General features: G+C 31.7%; 15 protein-coding genes. 12 read left to right on the top strand and 3 right to left on the bottom strand.

The window, feature by feature from the left end:
- Positions 1-14 precede the first annotated feature (14 nt).
- Positions 15-1,016 (top strand): DUF4837 family protein, encoded by a 1,002-nt coding sequence (locus tag BFJ87_RS02290; protein WP_077399331.1) that lies wholly within the window; start codon positions 15-17, stop codon positions 1,014-1,016.
- 137 nt (positions 1,017-1,153) lie between these two features.
- Here the strand turns inward: BFJ87_RS02290 and BFJ87_RS17120 are convergent, their stop codons facing one another.
- From BFJ87_RS17120 to BFJ87_RS02280, 3 genes are all read right to left on the bottom strand, one after another.
- Positions 1,154-1,324 carry a DUF6747 family protein gene (locus BFJ87_RS17120; RefSeq protein ID WP_333780843.1) on the bottom strand — a complete coding sequence of 57 codons (171 nt, stop codon included), beginning with the start codon at positions 1,322-1,324 and terminating at the stop codon, positions 1,154-1,156.
- Positions 1,325-1,588: 264 nt separating this feature from the next.
- Positions 1,589-3,697: an OmpA family protein gene (locus BFJ87_RS02285; protein ID WP_077399326.1), complete on the bottom strand. Its 2,109-nt coding sequence runs from the start codon at positions 3,695-3,697 to the stop codon at positions 1,589-1,591.
- Positions 3,698-4,086: 389 nt separating this feature from the next.
- Positions 4,087-4,278 (bottom strand): twin-arginine translocase TatA/TatE family subunit, encoded by a 192-nt coding sequence (locus BFJ87_RS02280; protein WP_013620918.1) that lies wholly within the window; start codon positions 4,276-4,278, stop codon positions 4,087-4,089.
- 177 nt (positions 4,279-4,455) lie between these two features.
- Here BFJ87_RS02280 and BFJ87_RS02275 point away from each other — a divergent pair, with 177 nt between their 5' ends.
- The 11 genes from BFJ87_RS02275 to BFJ87_RS02225 all read left to right on the top strand — a co-directional run bounded on the left by BFJ87_RS02275 (position 4,456) and on the right by BFJ87_RS02225 (position 16,557).
- Complete coding sequence (locus tag BFJ87_RS02275; RefSeq protein ID WP_077399323.1) at positions 4,456-5,325, top strand: M23 family metallopeptidase; 870 nt, start codon at positions 4,456-4,458, stop codon at positions 5,323-5,325.
- Positions 5,326-5,332: 7 nt separating this feature from the next.
- A complete protein-coding gene (locus tag BFJ87_RS02270; RefSeq protein WP_077399320.1) occupies positions 5,333-6,829 on the top strand; it encodes a GH3 family acyl-acid amido synthetase in 1,497 nt (498 codons plus the stop codon).
- Positions 6,830-6,886: 57 nt separating this feature from the next.
- A complete protein-coding gene (locus BFJ87_RS02265; protein ID WP_077399317.1) occupies positions 6,887-8,572 on the top strand; it encodes a DUF6909 family protein in 1,686 nt (561 codons plus the stop codon).
- A gap of 1 nt (position 8,573) precedes the next feature.
- On the top strand, positions 8,574-9,623 hold the full coding sequence (locus BFJ87_RS02260) for a hypothetical protein (RefSeq protein WP_077399313.1): 1,050 nt from the start codon (positions 8,574-8,576) through the stop codon (positions 9,621-9,623).
- Entirely contained in the window at positions 9,623-10,666 is a 1,044-nt protein-coding gene (gene rfbB / locus BFJ87_RS02255) for a dTDP-glucose 4,6-dehydratase (protein WP_077399310.1), read from the top strand. Before BFJ87_RS02260 ends, rfbB begins: the two co-directional genes overlap by 1 nt.
- Before the next feature lie 10 nt (positions 10,667-10,676).
- Entirely contained in the window at positions 10,677-11,540 is an 864-nt protein-coding gene (gene rfbA, locus BFJ87_RS02250; protein ID WP_077399307.1) for a glucose-1-phosphate thymidylyltransferase RfbA, read from the top strand.
- A gap of 2 nt (positions 11,541-11,542) precedes the next feature.
- Positions 11,543-12,088 carry a dTDP-4-dehydrorhamnose 3,5-epimerase gene (gene rfbC / locus BFJ87_RS02245; protein WP_077399303.1) on the top strand — a complete coding sequence of 182 codons (546 nt, stop codon included), beginning with the start codon at positions 11,543-11,545 and terminating at the stop codon, positions 12,086-12,088.
- A complete protein-coding gene (gene rfbD / locus BFJ87_RS02240; RefSeq protein WP_077399300.1) occupies positions 12,085-12,864 on the top strand; it encodes a dTDP-4-dehydrorhamnose reductase in 780 nt (259 codons plus the stop codon). Before rfbC ends, rfbD begins: the two co-directional genes overlap by 4 nt.
- 78 nt (positions 12,865-12,942) lie before the next feature.
- A complete protein-coding gene (locus BFJ87_RS02235; RefSeq protein WP_245799573.1) occupies positions 12,943-14,298 on the top strand; it encodes a nucleotide sugar dehydrogenase in 1,356 nt (451 codons plus the stop codon).
- A 44-nt stretch (positions 14,299-14,342) separates the two neighbouring features.
- Positions 14,343-15,464 (top strand): GDP-mannose 4,6-dehydratase, encoded by a 1,122-nt coding sequence (gene gmd / locus BFJ87_RS02230; RefSeq protein WP_077399294.1) that lies wholly within the window; start codon positions 14,343-14,345, stop codon positions 15,462-15,464.
- A 1-nt stretch (position 15,465) separates the two neighbouring features.
- Positions 15,466-16,557, top strand: a complete 1,092-nt coding sequence (locus BFJ87_RS02225; RefSeq protein ID WP_077399291.1) for a GDP-L-fucose synthase family protein — start codon at positions 15,466-15,468, stop codon at positions 16,555-16,557.
- Positions 16,558-16,625: the final 68 nt, after the last annotated feature.

Below are 16,625 nucleotides of genomic sequence, written 5' to 3'. Positions count from 1 at the left end.
CCAATTTTAATCAGATGAAAAAATTTTCAATTTTAGTTTTTGCCATCAGTTTAGCATTTATTTCATGTAAAGATGCTACAAGTACTAAGCAAGATTTTACCCCTGCCTCTATTGGGCAAGTAAACTCACTTACGGTAGTAATGAGTAATGAGCTTTGGGAAGGTAAGGTAGGAGACAATGTAAGAGACCATTTTGCTGCATCTGTAGTTGGTATTGCTTGGAATGAACCAATTTTTACATTACGTCACTTACCAGAAACAGTTTTTACTGGTGCTGTTCGTAAATCTAGATCTATTTTAGTTGTTCAAAAAAAAGATACAACAAGCTTATCATACATAAATAAAAACACCTATTCTAGACCTCAAAACGTAGCAGTTATTGTTGCTCCTACAGAAGATGAGCTTATAGAAACTATTAATAAAAAGGCAGATCAAATTATATCAGAATTTAATAAAACAGATTTGCAAGTAACACAAAGTAATTTTAAACGCTCATTGTTACAAGATACTAGTATTGAGGATATGTTTGGTGTAACAATGGATATACCATCAGTATATTCTATAGGTAAAGTAGAGGATAATTTTATATGGCTAGATAGAGATATTAAAAACGGCACAATGAATTTAATTGTGTATGAATTACCTTGGGACTCTTTTAATAATAAGGCAACTTTTATTAGTGATATTGTTAGAAAAAGAGATTCTATAGGTAAAAAATACATTCCTGGACCTAATGAAGGTACGTATATGGATACAGAAAAGGCTTTTGCACCATCTGTATTTCCTGCAGAAATTGGAGGTAAAAAAGCAGCTGAAATTAGAGGAAGATGGGAAATCTACAATTATTCTATGGCGGGTCCTTATGTATCTTATATTATTAATGATGAAGCTAACCAACGTAAATTAGTTGTAGAAGGCTTTACATTTGCTCCTGCAGCTGTTAAACGAGACTTTATGTTTGAACTGGAAGCTATTATTAAAACATTAAAGTTTGTGCCTAAGGAGGCTTCTAATTAAGTTTAAACTTACTACATATTAAAACTAAAAAGGCTCCAATAAAATTGGAGCCTTTAATTTTCACATAGTATTGCACTATTAAATGCAATTGGTTAGCTTTTTAATTTGTGTCTTTTTGTTTAAACCTTTTTGCCTATTTAAACAAAAGCGAACCCGGTTAGCACTCTATACATTAAAGCATAAGCTGCAATAACGATTAATGTAAAACAAAACCAAGAAAACATCTTGAAATAGTTTTTTAAAATAAAGTGCCCAAGGTTTTTAAATCCATTTACATAGATTTCTTTACAAAGTAAAATTCCTTTCATGAGCGTGCATTTAATTAATTAAGCAGTAAATATCGTATGGGCGATCGGTACAAAGCAATAATTTTAGTTAAACTGTTATCTAAAAAGGTTCTATTCCAATAATTTAAATATTTATCCGATGAACTACATTATCAGATAGTTAGCTCATATTTTTTTGTAGGTAAAGTCTTTATGACAGTCTAAGATTTGTAATATATGTAAACAAAAAAGCTTCTAGTTTTACCTAGAAGCTTTTTTTAATATGTGTTTTTTTAGAATTATATTTTACATTTCTACAATTATAAATTCAGATCGTCTGTTTTCTTGATGTTTTTCTCTACTACAACTTACACCATTTTCACATTCATTAATTAGCTGTTCTTCTCCATAACCAATGGCGCTAATAATTCTGCTTGCATCTATACCTTTAGATATAATATATTTTCTGGTAGATTTAGCTCTTTTATCAGATAAATATTTATTGTAAGCATCATTACCCCTAACATCGGTATGAGATTCAATTTTAATTTTCATATTAGGGTATTCTGTCATAACATCTACAAGTTTATCAAGTTCTACACTAGCATCTTGTCTTATGTAAGATTTATCAAAATCAAAGAAGATTTTTTCAGTTTTAAGCTTCTTAATTCCATTTTCAATAGCAATCATTTCATGTAGTTTTCTCATTGCAATATCTACATTTACTACTTGGTTTTCTTCAGTTAAGGTATCTAGCTTTTCTTCATAAAAAGTTTCTTTGTTAACTTGTAACTTATACTTAGTATTGCTGTCTAAATCTTCAAAAACAAAGCTACCGTCATCTTTTGTTACTACTTCTTTTAATTTAATATTATTTTCATCTAATAAGGTGATTAAAGCATTAGGCATTAGTTCACCAGTTACAATTTCTGTGACTACACCAGCAATTGCGTTTTCATTAACTTCTTCTACAATTAAGTTTTTAAATGAGTAAATATCATCATCTCCTTTGCCGCCTTTTCTGTTAGATGCAAAGTATCCCTTTTGGGTTTCTTCATTAATTATATATGAAAAATCATCTTTATTACTATTAATTGGTTGTCCTACATTAATAACCTCTTTAAAACCCTCTTCATCATAAGCAACTTCATAAACATCTAAACCACCTAAACCAATGTGCCCATTAGATGAAAAGTATAGTTTTTGATTGTTAATAAAAGGGAACATTTCCTTTTGTTCTGTATTAATTTCTGGCCCTAAGTTTTTTGGAGAAGAAAATAAACCATCTTCTAAAACATCTACTACAAAAATGTCTGTTTCTCCAATACTGCCTGGCATATCCGAAACGAAGTATAATTTTTTACCATCTGGGCTTAAGGCTGGGTGACCAGTAGAGTAATTATCACTATTAAAAGGTAATTCTACAGCTTCTGACCATTCGCCATTAATTTTTTTAGACATGTATAACTTAAGGTTATTCATTCCGTTCTTATCTCTTTTAAGTTTTTTACCATAGTTGTTTCTGGTAAAGTACATTGTAGTATTATCTGGAGAAAAGGTAACAGAGGCTTCGTGGTATTTGGTATTTACTTTTTTTGAGAATTTTATAGCGTCTTTTAAATCGTCAGACTGTTGGTTAACCTTTGCAACATATAAATCTAAGTAAGGTTGGTTGTTCCATTTGTATTTTCTTGTACTAAAAAACGAAGAGTCTTTTGCAGAGGCAAAAACTATTTTATCATTACTATAAAACATAGGAGAAAAATCTGAATTCTCTGTGTTTATAGCTAAATTTTTAAGCTCTGAAGTAGGTTTTCTGTTTAAAATTGCATCTAGTATTTGCTCATTACGTGCATTAACTTCTTTGTTTAGTTTAACCTCTGTAGGTTCATCTTTTTTCATACGGTTATATAAACGCATAAAACGTTTTGCTTTACCATATTTACCATTTCCTTTAAGGGCGTGGGAATATTTAAAAATTTGATCTGCTGATAAATCATCTTTATATGTGTCATATAAAATTTGATACCAATGGTAAGCTCTCTCCATATTTGTATTGTAGTAATGAGAGTCTCCTGCTTTTTGCAATATATCTTTTGTGTAGTTTTCTTTATTTTCCTCTAAAGCTTGTTCAAACAATTTTGCAGCTTCTGCATACCAAAGCATATTAAAATACTCATTTGCTTTTTTTATTAGTTTACTATTACTAGCAGAAAACTTCCCTTTTTTGGTGGTAACATTTTCTTCTGTATCATTATTAAAGTAAAAACTGTTTTCTGCAGATTTTAAATTAGCAACAGGAAATCCTTTTTCTATAGTAGGATTAGAAATAGTAGTAGTTGTTTCTTTTTGTGTTTCTTGTGAAGACGCACTTAAAGCTAACATTAAAAACAAAGTAGGTATTAATTTTTTCATTACAAGTTGTTAAAAAAATCTAGGGTTTAGTTTAAGTTTTTGAGAAGCAGTTGAGCTTTAAAAGTATTTTTTTAAAGTTGCCCCAGTCTATAACTAACGACTTTATTTAAAGTTTCGTGTATAAGTGTGTTAATAATTAATAGTACTTAAGGTTAAAAGGTATTTTTTTTTGAAATAATTAAAACTGTACAAAGTAACTTTTAAAACAATACAAAGATAGAGTTACTTTGTATTTTTTTAACTTTAATTGTTGTAAATGAGGCGTATATGTGTTTAAAGATGCTTAAAAATGTGGTAAGAGAATTTTATTTTTTGGTAAAATCTATATTTTAGGAACAAAAAACCCCACACTTTCGTGCAGGGTTTTTAAAATTAAGATATATTGTAATTTACTTTTTCTCTTCTAGTTTGTCATTAGAATCATCGTCTTTAGAAGCATCTTTAAATTCTTTAATGCCGCTTCCTAAACCACGCATTAATTCAGGTATTTTTTTACCTCCAAAAAGTAATAAAACTGCAACAACTATAAGTGCTATAGATGCACCACCTGGAATGGCTAACATAATATTTGATGAAATCATAATAATTAATTTTGAAAAACAAAGATAATAAAAAGTAACTATAACAATGTTAATATTAGTAATAGAATTACTTTTTGTGCTTGTACTTAATGTTTTAGGCGTATTTAACTTAATTTTGATACTTTGAACCCCATTTTTGTTAGTATAGTATAATTCTAAAGTTTATATTTGTTTGTTATGGCAAAAGACAGGAAGAAAAGAAAGGAGATTAAACGTAAGCTTTTAAATAAGTATCGTTTGGTTATTCTTAATGAAGATACTTTTGAAGAAAAAATTTCCTTTAAGCTAAGTAGACTTAATGTTTTTGTTTTAGGTTGGATTTCTACTTTTGTTTTAATTGCACTTACAACTGTGCTTATAGCTTTTACTCCTTTGCGAGAGTATATTCCGGGTTATTCATCTACCAAATTAAAAAAACAGGCCACAGAACTTACCTATAAAACAGATTCTCTGGTTAATGTTTTAAATTATACCAATAAGTATTTATCTAATATACGTATGGTTTTAAGCGGTGATGTTGCCAATAATAAAATGAATAGAGATTCGCTCTTTGAGCAAGTCAAAATAGATCCTAATACTGTAGACCTTAGCCCAATTAAAGAGGATTTAAATTTAAGAGCTCAAGTTGCTTTAGAAGATAAATACAATTTATTTGGTAATACTAAAACAGAATCTTCCTTAGTATTATTTTCGCCAGTTAGTGGTACAATTTCTCAAAATTATGACAAGGATAAAAAGCACTTTGCAGTAGATGTTGTTGCACCAAAAGACAGTCCTATAAAATCTGTAGCGCAGGGAACAGTTATTTTTGCAGATTGGACTACTGAAACTGGTTATGTTATTATAATAGAACATAAAGACAACCTTTTATCTGTTTATAAACACAACAGTGCTTTACATAAGGCGCAAGGAGAAATTGTAAAAGCAGGTGAGGTTATTGCAACTATTGGTAATACAGGGGAAATAACTACGGGCCCGCACTTACATTTTGAGTTGTGGAGTAATGGTACCTCTGTAAACCCTACAAATTATATAGATTTTAAATAAGTAAATTATGTCTTTAAAATCTTTTGCAGCAAAAATTTTTGCTAAGAATATAGCGACCAAAAATACCAAATGGATTTCTAAACCAATAGAAACCCAAGAAAAGGTGTTTCATCAATTAATACAAAAAGCAGCTAATACTAAGTTTGGTAAAGACCATAGTTTTAATGCTATAAAAACGCATAAAGACTTTGTTAAAAATGTACCTGTTAGGGATTATGAGGCATTTAAAAATTATGTAGATGAGGTTGTAGAAGGTAAGTCTAACGTACTATGGCCAGGCAAACCTGCTTATTTTGCAAAAACATCTGGTACTACATCAGGAGCAAAATACATACCCATAACCAAAGAGTCTATTAAATACCAAATTGAAGCCTCAAGGGATGCTATTTTAAATTACATTCACGAAACTGGTGAAGCAGATTTTGTAGATGGTAAGATGATATTTTTACAAGGTAGTCCTGTTTTACAAGAAAAAAACGGAATAAAATTAGGTCGTTTATCGGGTATTTCTGCGCACTATGTGCCAAAGTATTTGCAGCGTAATAGGTTACCTAGCTGGGAGACCAATTGTATAGAAGATTGGGAAACTAAGGTAAATAAGATTGTTGAAGAAACTAAAGATGAGAATATGAGCGTAATTGCAGGTATACCATCTTGGGTTCAAATGTATTTTGAAAAATTACAAATAGCCACCGGTAAAAATGTAGGCGATTTATTTAAAAATTTTCAGTTGTTTATTTATGGAGGTGTAAACTACGAGCCTTATCGTGCAAAATTTGAGAATTTAATTGGGCGTAAGGTAGATAGTATTGAGCTTTTTCCTGCTAGTGAAGGCTTTTTTGCATATCAAAATTCTCAGCAAGAAAGGGGTATGCTATTACTTTTAAACTCTGGTATCTTTTATGAGTTTATTAAGGCAGATGATTTTTATGAAGATAATGCAGAACGAATCACTCTAAAAGACATAGAAATAGGAGTTAATTATGTAATGATAATTTCTACAAATGCTGGTTTATGGGGTTATAATTTGGGAGATACCATTCAGTTTATTTCTAAAAGTCCTTATAAGGTAATTGTTTCAGGAAGAATAAAACATTTTATATCAGCTTTTGGAGAGCACGTTATTGCTAAAGAAGTAGAGGAAGCTATGCAAATGGCTATTAAAGCAACCGATGCAAGAATTAATGAATTTACAGTTGCGCCGCAAACTGTAACAACCAATGAGTTGCCCTATCATGAGTGGTTTATAGAATTTGAAAAAGAACCAGAGAATTTAGATTTATTTATAAAAACAATAGATGAATCTTTACAAAAACAAAATAGTTATTACTTTGATTTAATTGAAGGAAAGGTCCTTCAAACATTAAAAATAACTAAAGTCCAGAAAAACGGATTTAAAAATTATATGGTAAGTATTGGTAAGTTTGGAGGCCAAAATAAAGTACAACGTTTGTCTAATGATCGAAAATTGGCAGATGGTTTGAAAGAATTTACCTTAATCTAAAGTAGCAACCTTAACAATATACTGTTAATTTATGTAGCTTTGTAATGAATAAGAAATATGAATAAGATAATAAATACAACCAGAGCACAGGAGTCTACAAATGCAATTGAACGATTGTATATAACAATGAGACACCTGTTTAACAGAGGTTTTTACAAGCCAATGGGTGTTTCAGGAGAAACACTACGTAATGCATTATTGCAATTAAGACCAGAAATATATGGGTCTGTAGGAGAGGAAAAATCAGAATTAAATGGTTTAACATATGTTTTAGAGCGTCTTCCAGAAGGAATAGAACAATGTAGGTACATTAACTTAACTTCAGATGAAGGTTACGGAGAATCTCACTTTAAAGCCATAATACCTGCAAAAAGAAGAAGAGATTGTTACCGTATAGATGAAGACCAAATGAATATTGTAATTACCAGAGGTAGATCTGATATTTACGATATTCTTACACACTTAACTTTTTTGTTTATAGAGTCCGAAAAAATATGCAAACGTGTATTAATTGAAGATACAAAGAAAACAATAAGAGATTGGACTAAGTTAGAAACTGCCTTAGAATCTGATGAGTTATCACAGGCAGAATTAGAAGTTGCACTAAGTTATACTGCTAACATACTTGGCAGGTCTTTTGTAGAGGTTAAAGCAATGCACCAAGTGTTTGCAACAAAAGAAAATCCAGAAAAGTTTTTGCGTACCATTTACTGGATGGGTAAACTTGCCATAGAAGAAGAAACATTAGGCGATAAAAGAATAATTACATTTAGTCCTGTTTTACGTGAGCGTTTAGGTCACCATATTCACGGAGATCTTTGGGCGTTAACCATAAAAGAGACTTTAGAAAAAAACGGTATACTGCATAGACCAATACACATAATTAGTGCAAATATGCACAGTGTAATGAACTCTTTGTTTGCTAAAAAAGCATTGTCAAAAGAGTATCCAAACTCCAAAGATAGTTTAGAAATTTATGAAGATTTAAGCAAGCCAAAAAACGATAAGTTACGGGCAAAAGTAACTGCGTATGCCAAGAAAAACGGAATGATTTCTCTGAATGATACCTCTGGAACAAATATTGATGTTCAGATTTTTGATTCAGCTAAGTTTGGAGATAAAGCATGCTGTTTTGATCTTCCAAAGGGGTTAAATGACGATGAAAAGCCTGTTATTTTTGTAATGGACTATGCCTTTGGAGAGCAAGCATATGAAACTATAGATGAGCTTTTAAAACCGTATGAAAAAGAAGGTGTAAAAGAGTTCTTAAATATTGAATCTGTTTCTATAATGGGTAAAGCCGGAATTTTAGAAGGAGGTAAAGGTGATATTATGATTGCTACTGCCCATATTTTTGAAGGAACAGCAGACAATTACCCTTTTAAAAACGAACTATCTGCAGCCGATTTTGAAGGTCACGGATTAAAAGTTTTAGAAGGAACAATGGTAACTGTCTTAGGAACATCATTACAAAACAAAGATATATTGCAATTCTTTAAGGACTCTACTTGGGGAGTAATTGGTTTAGAGATGGAGGGTGTGCATTACCAAAAAGCGATACAAGCGGCTTCCAAAATACGAAAAAGTATTAAAGAAGATGTAAAAGTAAGATATGCTTATTACGCCTCAGATAATCCTCTAGAAACAGGCAGTACGTTGGCATCTGGTGGTTTAGGCACAACAGGTGTAAAACCAACATACTTAATAACTAATAAAATTTTAGAACAATTATTTAAATTATAAAATGAGTAATAACCAACAACCACAGCAATCTTCAGAAGAAATAGATTTAGGTCAATTATTTCAGTTAATAGGAAATGCTTTTAAAAAACTATTTGCTTTTATAGCAAGCATATTTAAAGGTGTTTTCCACGTTTTAATGTTGTTTTTATTATTTATTCAAAAGCACTTTATAAAGTTTGTAATAGCAGGAGTTATAGGTATTGGTTTGGGTATATTTTTAGATATTAAAAACGATCAAAAATACATTTCAAGTATGGTAGTAGAGCCAAACTTTAATAGTGTACAACAGCTGTATAATAATGTGACTTTTTACAATGAACTTGCCAAAGCAGAGGACTCTATTACGTTGGCTAATTCTTTAAATATAACAACGACAGAAGCAGCTAGTATAATGAAAATGGAGATAGAGTCCTATTCAGATGAAAACCAAAAAGTTTTGTTGTTTGATAAGTTTATTAGAGAGTTAGATTCTACAACCGTTAAGAACTTAGATTTTGATGCTTACCTAGAAAACTTTAATACATTTGATGCTCGTTTTCATAAAATAAACCTGATAAGTACAAACAGTACAGTTGCTAAAAAAGCACAACCAGCTATTGTTAAATCTATTTCTAGTAATACCTATTTTAAGGAGCAGAAGGCTACAAATGATAAAAATATTGGCTTTCAAGAAGAGATATACAATCAGCAATTAAATGAAATTATTTCGCTTCAGGAGTTATATAAAGACGTAATGGTTAAAGAAGCCTCAAAAGAAATTGGAGGCACTAACATTAGCTTGGCAGATAATGGAGGAGGAAAAAATAAAGAAATAGAGCTTTTAAAGGAGCGGGACGAATTGAAGCAGAAAATTGTAGAGTTAAATTTAGAAAAAGCCAATAAAGCAACTATCCTTAATGTAATTTCGGATTTCCCTACTAGGGGAGCTAAATTAGGGGGGGTTATGAGTCAGTATAAGTTTATGTTGCCTATAGTATTAGTTAATATATTATTAGTGTTCTTATTATTGATGGAGCTTAATAAAGTATTAAAAAAATATCCAGGAAAATAATGAATATACTAATAACAGGTGGGGCAGGTTTTATTGGGTCTCATGTAGTTAGGAGGTTTGTTCTGTCATATCCAAATTATCATATTTATAACGTAGATGCCTTGACGTATGCTGGTAATCTAGAGAATTTATCAGATATAGAAGATTCTTCTAATTATACCTTTTTAAAAGGTGATATTACAGATGAGAATTTTATTCAAGATATATTCAAAAAATATAATTTTTATGGAGTTGTACATTTAGCTGCAGAGTCGCATGTAGACAGGTCTATTACAGATCCTATGGCCTTTGTAAAAACAAATGTTATTGGAACAGTAAATTTACTTAATGCTGCCAGAGATTCTTGGAAAAATGACTTAGAAAGTAAACGATTTTATCATATAAGTACAGATGAAGTGTACGGTGCTTTAGGAGAATCTGGTTTATTTACAGAAACTAAGGCGTACGATCCTAATTCGCCCTACTCGGCTTCTAAAGCAAGTTCAGACCACTTTGTAAGAGCATACGGAGAAACGTATAAGTTACCTTATGTAATCACCAATTGCTCTAATAATTACGGGCCAAATCATTTTCCGGAAAAATTGATTCCGTTATTTATCAATAACATAATTCATAAAAAGGGATTACCTGTTTATGGCGATGGCAATTATACTAGAGATTGGCTTTATGTAATAGATCATGCCAGAGCTATAGATTTGGTTTTTCATAAGGGTAAAAACGCAGAGACTTATAACATAGGCGGATTTAACGAGTGGAAAAATATAGATTTGGTAAAGTTGTTGTGTTGTTTAATGGATGCTAAACTAAACAGGCCTTTAGGTGATAGTGAAAAACTAATTACTTATGTTAAAGATAGACCTGGGCACGATTTACGGTATGCTATAGACGCATCAAAAATTAATAAAGAATTAGGTTGGAAGCCGTCCGTAACTTTTGAAGAAGGGTTAGAAAAAACAATTGATTGGTATTTGCAAAACGAAGAATGGCTAGAGAGTGTTACTTCTGGTACTTATCAAGAGTATTATAAAAAAATATATAATTAAATAAAGAGTTATGAAGGGTATTATACTTGCTGGAGGCTCTGGATCTAGGCTGCATCCCATTACATTAAGTGTAAGCAAGCAGTTGATGCCTATTTATGACAAACCAATGATTTATTACCCGCTTTCTACTTTAATGTATGCTGGTATAAAAGAGATTTTAATTATATCTACACCTAAAGATTTGCCTTTGTTTAAAGATTTATTGGGTGATGGGACTAAGTATGGTTGTAGTTTTCAATATGCTGTTCAAGAAAATCCTAATGGTTTAGCGGAGGCTTTTATTATTGGTGAAGAATTTATAGGAGATGATAAAGTAGCGCTGGTTTTAGGAGACAATATCTTTTATGGATCTGGTTTAGCACAATTACTACAATCTAATAATGATCCTGAAGGCGGAATAATATATGCTTACAGAGTGTATGATCCAGAACGTTATGGAGTAGTTGAGTTTAACGAAGAAGGCAAAGCTATTAGTATAGAAGAAAAGCCGTTAGAGGCTAAGTCTAATTATGCTGTTCCAGGTATTTATTTTTATGATAATACTGTAGTAGAAATTGCAAAAAATATAAAACCAAGCAAACGTGGTGAGCTAGAGATTACAGATGTCAACAAGGTGTATTTGGAAAAAGGTAAATTAAGTGTAAGTATATTAGATCGTGGTACGGCTTGGTTAGATACGGGTACTTTTCAGTCCTTAATGCAGGCATCACAATTTGTAGAGGTTTTAGAAGAGCGTCAAGGTTTAACTATTGGTGCCATTGAAGCTGCGGCTTATGAAATGGGTTATATCAATAAAGATCAATTTATAGCTTTGGCAGAACCATTGTTGAAAAGTGGTTATGGAAAAAACCTTTTAGGAATATTAGATAATTAGGAATGAAGGTTACAAAAACAAAATTGGAAGGTTGTGTACTTATAGAGCCTACACTATATAATGATGAAAGAGGGTATTTTTTTGAGAGCTATAATACCCACCGGTTTAATGATATTGTTGATCAAGAGGTTAATTTTGTTCAAGATAATCAATCATTCTCTACAAGGGGAGTTATAAGAGCGTTACATTATCAAAAAGGAAATAATGCACAGGCAAAGTTAATACGTGTTTTAAATGGCCTTATTTTAGATGTGGCGGTAGATTTAAGACCTTATTCTAAAACTTACGGAGAATATTTTTCTGTTGAATTGTCTTCAGAAAATAAAAAACAACTATTTGTACCAAGAGGTTTTGCTCATGGATTTTCTGTTCTTACTGATACTGCTGAGGTTTTATACAAGTGTGATAACTATTATAATAAAGAATCTGAAGGAGGGGTAATATACAACGATGCTACTTTAAATATTGATTGGAAAGTTAGACCTGAGGAAATTAAAGTTTCTGAAAAAGATTTGACTTTACCAACATTGAAAGAGGTTTTGGTATGATTAAAATTGTAGTAACTGGGGCAAACGGTCAATTAGGACAGTGTTTTAAAAAAGTAAAAGATGACTATAGTGATATAAAGTTTACATTTTGTGACTCTAAGGATTTAGATATAACTGATAAAGAAAGATTACGTCTTTTTTTTGATAAAGATAAGTTTGATTACTGTATTAACTGTGCAGCGTATACAAATGTAGAGCAGGCAGAAAAAACTCCTGATAAAGCTTATTTGGTAAATGGTGATGGAGTAAAAAACATAGCAGAAGAGTGTATAAAACATAATGTAGTATTAGTGCACATCTCAACAGATTATGTTTTTGATGGAGAAAAAGGCTCCCCTTATACAATATCAGATAGTACAAACCCTATTAATGAGTATGGAAAATCTAAGTTGAGAGGAGAAGAGTTTATAAAAGAAATATTAGAAAAATATTTTATAGTTAGAACGTCCTGGTTGTATTCGGAATTTGGACATAATTTTTATAAAACTATTTTAAACAAGGCTAAGAAGGGAGAAAATTTGTCTGTTATAGACACAGAAATTGGTTGCCCAACTGATGCAAACAATTTAGCTAAGTATATTTTAGATATAATTATTTCTGATAATAAGGATTTTGGGATTAAGCACTATACGGACAGAACGCCTATGACGTGGTTTGATTTTGCTAAAGAAATATTAAAAAAAAATCAGCTAGATAAGACTACAAAGCTTGTAAGGGCTAATAATTATCGTAGTTTTGCTAAAAGACCTAAGAACAGCGCACTTTTGTGTGATTAATTTAGATTATAATAAAAAATATATAAAGTGATAAAAAAGATTTGTTGTATCGGAGCAGGATATGTTGGTGGGCCAACTATGGCTATTATTGCCCAAAAGTGTCCAGAATTAGAAATTACAGTTGTCGATTTAAATCAGAAACGAATAGACCAATGGAATGATGCAGATGTCTCTAATATTCCTATTTATGAACCTGGTTTGTCCAATGTAGTTGCTGAGGCAAGAGGAAGAAATTTATTTTTTGATACAGATATTGATAAAGCTATTGATGAGGCGGATATGATTTTCATTTCTGTAAACACGCCAACAAAAACCTATGGTAAGGGCAAAGGTATGGCTGCAGACTTAAAATATATTGAGCTCTGTGCAAGGCAAATAGCACGCGTAGCTACCTCCGATAAAATTGTGGTTGAGAAGTCGACTTTACCTGTTAGAACGGCACAAGCAATTAAAAATATATTAGACCACACTGGTAACGATGTAAATTTTGAAATACTATCTAATCCAGAGTTTTTGGCAGAAGGCACGGCAGTGTCAGATTTAACCAATCCAGATAGAGTATTAATAGGTGGACAACAAGAAACGGAAAAAGGAAAACAAGCAGTACAGGCTTTGGTAGATGTTTATGCTCACTGGGTGCCTAAAGATAAAATTTTAACCACTAATTTGTGGTCTTCAGAATTATCTAAACTAACAGCAAACGCCTTTTTAGCGCAAAGAGTTTCCTCTATAAATGCAATGAGTGAGCTTTGTGAAATTACAGGAGCAGATGTAGATGAAGTCGCTAAGGCAATAGGAATGGATAGTCGTATTGGTCCAAAATTTCTAAAATCGTCAGTTGGCTTTGGTGGCTCATGTTTTCAAAAAGATATATTAAACTTAGTTTATATTGCCAAATCCTATGGTTTAAACGAAGTAGCAGATTATTGGGAGCAAGTAATTCTATTAAATGACCATCAAAAAAGACGGTTTGCACATAATATTGTTAAAACACTTTATAATACAGTTTCTGATAAGAAAATTGCGTTTTTAGGTTGGGCTTTTAAAAAAGATACAAACGACACTAGAGAGTCTCCTGCAATATATGTTGCAGAGGAATTATTGTCAGAACAGGCAAAAATATCAGTTTGGGATCCTAAGGTAAAAGAATCCCAAATCTATGCTGATGTTAATTATTTGGATTCTATTGAAGCCGAAGAAGTAGATAATAGATTAGAAGTTAGTGGTAATGCATATGAGGCTTGTAAAGGTTCCCATGCAATAGCTATTTTAACAGAATGGGAAGAGTTTAGCACCTATGATTGGCAACGTATTTATGATAATATGCACAAACCAGCCTTTGTTTTTGACGGACGAGGAGTGTTAGATAGAAATAAGCTTCAGGAAATTGGCTTTGTATATTATAGAATTGGTGAGGGTAATAGTTATAACTAATTTATATATAATTAAACACAACTATAAACGAATACACCATAACTATGTCAGAAAAGAAAGTAGCTTTAATAACAGGAGTGACAGGCCAAGATGGCGCATATTTAAGTGAATTTTTATTAAAAAAGGGATATGAAGTACACGGTTTAAAAAGAAGATCTTCTTTATTTAACACAGATAGGATAGACCATTTATACCAAGATCCTCATATAGAAGATAGGAATTTTATTCTGCATTATGGAGACATGACGGACAGTACAAACCTAATAAGGTTAATACAAGAGATACAACCAGATGAGATATACAACTTGGCAGCAATGAGTCACGTACACGTATCTTTTGAAGTACCAGAGTATACAGCTAACGCAGATGGTATAGGAACCTTACGTATATTAGACGCAGTTCGTATGTTGGGTTTATCAAATAAAACAAGAATTTATCAAGCCTCAACTTCAGAGTTGTATGGTAAAGTTCAAGAAGTTCCACAATCAGAGACTACTCCTTTTTATCCAAGAAGCCCTTATGCAGTTGCCAAAATGTATGCATATTGGATAACAGTAAACTACAGAGAGGCATACAATATGTATGCATGTAATGGTATTTTATTTAATCATGAATCTCCTATCCGAGGAGAAACATTTGTAACACGTAAAATAACCAGAGCAACGGCAAAAATAGCGTTAGGACTACAAGATAAATTTTATTTAGGAAATTTAGATGCCGAGCGAGATTGGGGCCATGCTAAAGACTATGTTCGAATGATGTGGATGATATTACAGGCAGACGAAGCAGAAGACTGGGTTATAGCAACTGGTAAAACTACAAAAGTTAGAGAGTTTGTAAAAATGAGTTTTGCGGAAGCTGGCATAGAGTTAGAGTTTAAAGGGACTGGTGTAGACGAAAAAGCTTATGTTGTAAAATGTAATAATCCAAAATACCAATTAGAGATAGGTAAAGAGGTATTAGCAGTAGATCCAAAATATTTTAGACCAACAGAGGTAGACTTATTAATAGGTGACCCAACCAAGGCAAAAACAAAATTAGGATGGACCGTAGAGTATGATCTTCCAGATTTAGTAAAAGATATGGTGCAGAGTGATTTAAAGTTAATGCAAAAAGAGCAGTATTTAAAAGACGGTGGTTACCGCATTTTAAACTACTTTGAATAGTATGGATAAGAGTTCAAAAATATATATAGCGGGTCATAGAGGTCTTGTAGGTAGTGCCATAGTTAAAAATTTAAAGAGTAAGGGATATCATAATTTAGTAGTTAAAACTCATAAAGAGTTAGATTTAACTAATACAGAAGCAGTATCTCATTTTTTTAAGGTAGAGCAACCTAAGTACGTATTTTTAGCAGCAGCTAAAGTAGGAGGTATAGTGGCTAATAATACGTACAGAGCAGATTTTATTTATGAAAATCTAATGATTCAAAACAATGTAATTCATGAGTCCTACAAACATAAGGTAGAGAAGTTGTTGTTTTTGGGTAGCACATGTATTTATCCAAAAAACTGTGCGCAACCTATGAAAGAGGACTACCTATTAACAGACACATTAGAATACACAAATGAGCCATATGCAATAGCCAAGATAGCAGGTATAAAAATGTGTGAAAGTTATAACCTACAGTACGGTACTAACTTTATTTCTGTAATGCCAACAAATTTATATGGTCCTAATGATAATTTTGATTTAGAAAAGTCACACGTTTTACCAGCATTAATTAGAAAAGTAGCCTTAGGTAAAGCATTAGAAGAGAAAAACTGGGATTATATCAGTTCAGACCTAAACAAGTTACCAATAAAAGGTATAAACGGATCTGCCTCTAAGGAAGAAATAGAACAAGTTTTATCAGACTTTGGAGTTGTATTGAACCAATCTAAAGCTAGTGTAGAGATTTGGGGAACCGGCAAGCCTAAACGAGAATTTTTATGGTCAGAAGATATGGCAGATGCCTGTGTGTATATTATGGAGGAAAGGGATTTTGGAGATGTAGTAAAGGACATTAAAGAGGTAAGAAACACTCACATAAATATAGGAACTGGTGAAGACGTTAGCATAGCTCAGTTAGCCCAATTAATTGCAAAAACAGTGGGTTATAAGGGAGAGTTTGTTTTTAATACAAGTAAACCCGATGGAACAATGAAAAAACTAACAGATGTTACCAAACTTAATAATTTAGGTTGGAAACATAAGGTTAATTTAGAGGAGGGTATTGGAATGATTTATAATTGGTATACAGCAACAAATACAGATTAGTTTATTGTAATTGAGTTTTTTTAAAAACAAAAAATTAAAAAATTAAATAAAAAAAAAAAAATACACCA

It is taken from the genome of Cellulophaga omnivescoria, assembly GCF_001999725.1.
In the GTDB taxonomy this organism is placed as follows: Bacteria; Bacteroidota; Bacteroidia; order Flavobacteriales; family Flavobacteriaceae; genus Cellulophaga; species Cellulophaga omnivescoria.
The sequence above is the reverse complement of the archived record's forward strand: the minus strand, read 5'-3'. Positions and strand labels throughout refer to the sequence as shown.

Excerpts from the sequence above, each read along its gene's own strand:
- BFJ87_RS02290 (WP_077399331.1), top strand. The coding sequence starts at position 15 with ATGAAAAAATTTTCAATTTTAGTTTTTGCCATCAGTTTAGCATTTATT.
- BFJ87_RS17120 (WP_333780843.1), bottom strand. The coding sequence starts at position 1,324 with ATGAAAGGAATTTTACTTTGTAAAGAAATCTATGTAAATGGATTTAAA.
- BFJ87_RS02285 (WP_077399326.1), bottom strand. The coding sequence starts at position 3,697 with ATGAAAAAATTAATACCTACTTTGTTTTTAATGTTAGCTTTAAGTGCG.
- BFJ87_RS02280 (WP_013620918.1), bottom strand. The coding sequence starts at position 4,278 with ATGATTTCATCAAATATTATGTTAGCCATTCCAGGTGGTGCATCTATA.
- BFJ87_RS02275 (WP_077399323.1), top strand. The coding sequence starts at position 4,456 with ATGGCAAAAGACAGGAAGAAAAGAAAGGAGATTAAACGTAAGCTTTTA.
- BFJ87_RS02270 (WP_077399320.1), top strand. The coding sequence starts at position 5,333 with ATGTCTTTAAAATCTTTTGCAGCAAAAATTTTTGCTAAGAATATAGCG.
- BFJ87_RS02265 (WP_077399317.1), top strand. The coding sequence starts at position 6,887 with ATGAATAAGATAATAAATACAACCAGAGCACAGGAGTCTACAAATGCA.
- BFJ87_RS02260 (WP_077399313.1), top strand. The coding sequence starts at position 8,574 with ATGAGTAATAACCAACAACCACAGCAATCTTCAGAAGAAATAGATTTA.
- rfbB (WP_077399310.1), top strand. The coding sequence starts at position 9,623 with ATGAATATACTAATAACAGGTGGGGCAGGTTTTATTGGGTCTCATGTA.
- rfbA (WP_077399307.1), top strand. The coding sequence starts at position 10,677 with ATGAAGGGTATTATACTTGCTGGAGGCTCTGGATCTAGGCTGCATCCC.
- rfbC (WP_077399303.1), top strand. The coding sequence starts at position 11,543 with ATGAAGGTTACAAAAACAAAATTGGAAGGTTGTGTACTTATAGAGCCT.
- rfbD (WP_077399300.1), top strand. The coding sequence starts at position 12,085 with ATGATTAAAATTGTAGTAACTGGGGCAAACGGTCAATTAGGACAGTGT.
- BFJ87_RS02235 (WP_245799573.1), top strand. The coding sequence starts at position 12,943 with ATGGCTATTATTGCCCAAAAGTGTCCAGAATTAGAAATTACAGTTGTC.
- gmd (WP_077399294.1), top strand. The coding sequence starts at position 14,343 with ATGTCAGAAAAGAAAGTAGCTTTAATAACAGGAGTGACAGGCCAAGAT.
- BFJ87_RS02225 (WP_077399291.1), top strand. The coding sequence starts at position 15,466 with ATGGATAAGAGTTCAAAAATATATATAGCGGGTCATAGAGGTCTTGTA.